At 71.0% G+C, this 5,318-nt stretch carries 4 protein-coding genes; all 4 read left to right on the forward strand.

Annotated elements, in window-relative coordinates:
- The first annotated feature begins 478 nt into the window (after positions 1–478).
- A complete protein-coding gene (locus tag AC5LSR_RS14650; RefSeq protein ID WP_250283820.1) occupies positions 479–1,171 on the forward strand; it encodes a hypothetical protein in 693 nt (230 codons plus the stop codon).
- 376 nt (positions 1,172–1,547) lie between these two features.
- A complete protein-coding gene (locus AC5LSR_RS14655) occupies positions 1,548–4,277 on the forward strand; it encodes a phage tail sheath family protein (protein WP_250283818.1) in 2,730 nt (909 codons plus the stop codon).
- Positions 4,278–4,341: 64 nt separating this feature from the next.
- Positions 4,342–4,884, forward strand: coding sequence for a phage tail protein (locus AC5LSR_RS14660; RefSeq protein ID WP_250283816.1), 543 nt, complete (start codon positions 4,342–4,344; stop codon positions 4,882–4,884).
- A gap of 19 nt (positions 4,885–4,903) precedes the next feature.
- Positions 4,904–5,318: T4 family baseplate hub assembly chaperone (locus tag AC5LSR_RS14665; RefSeq protein ID WP_493465412.1), on the forward strand; the 415-nt coding region annotated here is incomplete at its 3' end.

A 5,318-nucleotide genomic window follows, 5' to 3' on the forward strand; every position in this document is an offset into this window, starting at 1 on the left:
GTGTCGGGCAGGCTGGATGGCTCATGGTGTGGTCGCTGCTCTACGCCCTTACTCGTCCACCCCGGCATCGAGAGCGGCGGCGATGTCTGCCCCCGCCCCGTCGTCGACGATGTGCCGATGCTCGACGGGATGCCAGGAATGGCGGGGGTGGTTCGGCCGGCCCGGCCGGCCGAACCGGCCGCAGGCGGCACCGATTGTCCGGTACGCGCGTGCAGCCCGCACAGCGGCCGCTGCAGGTGCACCGGATCGACCTGGCCGCGCAGCCCGAGCAGATCCGCGCCGGAACCCCGCGCCCGTCCGCGGGCCGTGTCCCGGAACTGTAGTAGTCCGCCGGCCCGGGGCGGATGGCTTCGGGGGCGGCTGGGGTGCCCTGAACGTAGTCGACGACCCGTCGGGCCGCCGCGGCAACATCGGTAAAGCCCCGGGCCCGCAGCCCGAGCACCTTTACCGTGGCAATCACTGTTCGCCATCCGTCATCATGGACGTCTCATTCCGTGAATACGGCACCGTGCTCCGGCCCGGAATCCGGTGGTACGTCGCCACGCTCATTATTGAAAACTGTATTCGCGTCCGTGCCGGCGTGGAAGGTCGTCCCATTTCGGTCGGCCATCCGGTACTCGACTCCCATCGTTCCTCGTCGAGGAGCGCATATTGTCCGTACGAAACGGAAAGATATCTCAATTTTGTCTCGGAAGACGGTGGATGGGTCTGGCCTGTAGAGCCAGGTGGTACAAGGCGTCACGCCGGCAGCACCTGCGGAGGAGCGGTCGCATACACCAAGGACAGCCCGAAACGGTGGTACGTGCATCCCGTACCAGCCGGTGAGACAGACGGGTATGAGATCGGGCCTGACTGGTATGCGTCGGACGCTGCCGTTCGCTCCCGTCCACGCGGCGCTGCGGAGTATGGCGTTCCAGACGTTGAACCCCTGGCCGGCATCCGCGGCCTCGCTCCCGGCCTGAAGGCCCACCCCGAGCCGGAGAACCCCCGCGGCCGCAAGGAGTGGCTGACCGGTCAGCGTGTCGATGGCCAGCGCTACCGCCCCGCCGTCGACCAGTCCGCGCTTGCCGCCGCGTTCGATCTCGCACTGGCCCGGCGGAACTCGCCGTCGTCCGACGATTTCTGCCGGGACGTCGAGCGGCTCCTCAGCGCCGCGAGCCACACGGCCTGACCGGCCTGGCAGGTGCTCGGGCGCACTACCGCCGCTGTGTGGGCGTGATGGTCGGAGGGTTCGGCTCGGCGTAGGTCGCCGTCGTCCTGGGACCCGCCGTGTCGGGAGGCGCGGTGCTGAGAGGTGCCGTGTCGGAGGGCGCGGCGCTGGGTTCATCACCGTGGCCTTCGCCTCAGCCGAGCCGAGCTGTCCGGTCGGTGCAAGAGGTACGGGATGTAGATCTGGGACGGGATCGTGTCTGAACCCGGCGGTCCATGTCCGTGCCGGGCACGAGCGGCGACGATGGTGGCCGCGGCAGCCGCCCCCCGCAGTGACCGGAGCGTGGGCCGCCGGAGGCGTGACCACGTTTTCGACGCTCCCGAGAAAGGCCGCGTCCATGCCGGTCTCACCGACCTATCCGGGTGTTTACATCCAGGAGATCCCGAGCGGTGTCCGTACGATCACGGGAGTGTCGACCTCGGTCGCGGCGTTCGTCGACTTCTTTCCGAAGGGCCCGCTGGAAACGCCCGTCCAGGTCTTCAACTGGACGGAGTTCGTCCGGACGTTCGGCGGTCTGCACCCGTCGAGTGAAGCCTCCTACGGGATCCAGCAGTTCTTCCTCAACGGCGGCACCGAAGCGTGGGCCGTGCGCACCGCGTCCGGGGACCTCACCGCGAGTGACGTCGTCATCGGCGGTGCCGTGGCGGCGGCCGCCCCCGCCGCGCCCGCGACCGGGCCGCTGGTGGTCACGGCGAAGAACCCGGGTGTGTGGGGCAACAACCTGCGGGTCCGGGTCGACTGGGTCGCCGACCGGTTCAACCTGGTCGTGAGTCTGTACGGCGGCTCCGGCGGCCCGGGCGCGCCCGTGGTCGCACAGGAGGTCTTCCGTGGCCTGTCGCTGACGCCCGGCAGCGTCGACTTCGCCGAGGACGTCGTCAACGACTCCCGTACCGGCTCGACGCTGGTCACGATCACGGTGACGGGCACCACCCGGCCGCTGCTGGGCGGCACCTTGTCCGGCGTGCACAGCGCGTCGCCCACACAGCCGGCCACCATCGGCCTCGCCGCCGACGCGACGGTGAGTGTGACGATCGCCGGCGAGTCCGGCGTCGCGCCGCTCGCCCTGCCGGCCGGCCCCCACCCGATCGACGCCGTCGCGACGGCGCTGCAGGCCGCGGTCCAGCGGGCGCGGCCGGAACTCCCCGCGTTCGCGGCGACCACCGTCGAGGTCGTCGACGAGCTGAACGCGGCGGGAGCTGTGACCGGACGCCGGCTGCGGCTGCGCGCGGGACCGACCGCTCCCGCGACCCGCCTGCTCGTCGCCGATTTCGCGGGCGACCCGACCGCCACCGACCGGCTGCTCCTGGCCACCGGCACGGCGAAGCCCGCGGCGGCGACCCGTGGCGGTGAGCTGACCGAGCCGGTGGCCGTGCCCGCGACGGGCAACGAGCTCCGACTGAGGCTGGGGACGACCAGCCACACCATCATCGTCCCCGACGGCGGCCACGAACTCGACGAACTCGCCGGCGAGCTGCAGAACCTCGTTCGGGCGGCGGGGGCCGGCTCGCCGCCGGAGCAGGGATTCGCGGGCGCGCTCGTCACGGCGGTGAACGGACGGCTGGTGTTCGTCCCGGGTGGTGACGGGCCGGAGCCGTTCACGATCGAGGCGGCGCCGTCCACCACCTCGCCGAACCCGAACCAGGCCGTGTGGACGGCGCTCAAGCTGACCAGCGCCGAGACGCAGGTGCTGCCCGCGCTGCGATCCGAGCCGCTCAGCGGCGACGTCACGATCGACAAGGGCGCTCGGATCGCGGTGACGTTCACCCCGTCGGATGCCGGCGCGACGCCGGTCACCCGTGCGCTTCCGGTGGACCTGGCTCCCGGCCCGCATACGCCGACCGAGATCGCGCGGGTGCTCACGGAGGGGCTGGCGCACGTGGCCGGTCCCGCGCCGGCCTTCACCGGCGGCGTGGCCCGGGTGGCGGACGGCGGGGCGGGGGGTGGCGGCCCGCGGCTGCTCCTGATCGCCGGTGTGCCCGGGGCGTCCGTCCGGGCGGGCAACGCGGGCGCCAGCGGCGCGGCCACGACCCTGAAGCTGACGACCTCCGGATCATCACCCCTGGCATCGGCGAACGTGCAGGAATATCAGCTCGGTGCCGCGCCCGCGACACAGGGTTTCATCGCCGACACGGCGCAGGTGGGCAGCCGGGCGGGTGGCGACGGCGACCCGCCGGACGGCAACGCCCTGATGGCCGGCATCGGCGCGCTCGACACCGTCGACGTGTTCAACCTGCTGTGCCTGCCCCGGACGGCGACCCTCACCGGCGACCACCCGCTTTCACCCACCGAGGCCGGCGCCGTCGTCAGTTTCGCCCAGACGTACTGCGGGAACCGGCGCGCGTTCTTCCTCATGGACACGCCGGACACGGTGACCAGGTTCGACACGGCAAAGGTCGACCTGCCCAAAACGCCGCCCCACACGAACACCGCGCTGTTCTACCCGCGGGTCAGGGTGCCGGATCCGCTGAGCGGGTTCCGGCTGCGTTCCGTCGGCGCGAGCGGTACCTTGGCCGGCCTGTTCGCCCGGACGGACGCCGACCGCGGGGTGTGGAAGGCGCCGGCCGGCACCGACGCGACGCTGCGCAACGTCCCCGAGCTCACCGAGGTGCTGACCGACCCGCAGAACGGCCAGCTGAACCGGCAGGGTGTGAACTGCCTGCGCACGTTCCCGGTGTACGGGACGGTGAGCTGGGGCAGCCGTACCCGGGCCGGCGCGGACCAGCTGGCCTCGGAATGGAAGTACATCCCCGTCCGCCGGCTCGCCCTGTACATCGAGGAGAGCCTGTTCCGGGGCACCCAGTGGGCCGTCTTCCAGCCGAACGACGCGCCGCTGTGGTCCGAGCTGCGGTCGAGTATCGGCACGTTCATGAACAACCTCTACCGCAAGGGCGCGTTCCAGGGCTCCACCCCGGGCGAGGCATACCTGGTCAGGTGTGATGCCGAGACCACCACCCAGGCCGACATCGACCTCGGCATCGTCAACATCAGCGTCGGGTTCGCGCCGCTGAAGCCCGCCGAATTCGTGATCATCAGTATTTCCCAGCTGGCGGGCCAGAGCGCCGGCTGATCGTTCTCTCCTCCCATGACAGGACGGACCCCGCCGTGTCCCGGCCGGGGCGGAAGGACAGCCCATGGCGCAGTTCGTCGTCAACCCGACCCGGTTCGACCCGTACAAGAACTTCAAGTTCCGGGTGTGGTGGGACGGGCGGTACGTCGCCGGAATCAGCAAGGTGGGCGCGCTCAAACGCACCACCGAGGTCGTCGAGCACCGCGACGGCGGCGACCCGAGCACCGGCCGCAAGTCCCCTGGGCGCACCAAGTACGAACCGGTCAGCCTGGAGCGGGGGATCACCCAGGACGTCGACTTCGAGCAGTGGGCGAACAAGGTGTGGGACTACGCGAACGCCCAGGCCCCGCCCGACAAGCGGACCATGGAGGTGTCGCTGGCGGACTTCCGCAAGGACATCACCATCGACGTGTTCAACGAGGCCGGCCAGCAGGTGCTGTCCTACCGGGTGTTCCGCTGCTGGGTCTCGGAGTACCAGGCGCTGCCCGACCTGGACGCGAACGCCAACGCGGTCGCCATCCAGACCATCAAACTGGAGAACGAGGGCTGGGAACGCATTCCGGTCGTCGAGCTCAGGGAGCCCACCTTCACGCTGCCGTCGGCATAGGCGCGGCGGGCACCCACCGATGCGACATCTGCCGGACGGCCCGCTGGCGCGGGTGGCGCTTCGCCACGGCCTGTGGTGTGCGGGCAGCCGGCACACCACGGCGGTCGCGCGTCCGCTCGACGGACGGGACGAGGCGTATCTGGCCGAACACGCCCACGGCCTGGACATCGCCAGCCGCGTGTCGACGCTGCTCGCCCGCTGCCTGGTCCGGCTCGGCGACCTGACCGAGGCCGATATGGCCGAGATCGATGAGGACACGGTGGACGGGCTGACGGTCGGGGACCGGGAGGTGCTGCTGCTCCACCTGCGCCGGCTGACGTTCGGCGACCAGCTTTCCGCCGTGGTGACCTGCCCGGACCCGGACTGCGGCGAGCCGATGGACCTCGACCTGCGGGTCGGCGACCTGCTCCCGGCCCCGGGTTCCTCCCGTCCCG

It is taken from the genome of Protofrankia sp. CiP1_Cm_nod4 (assembly GCF_982290645.1).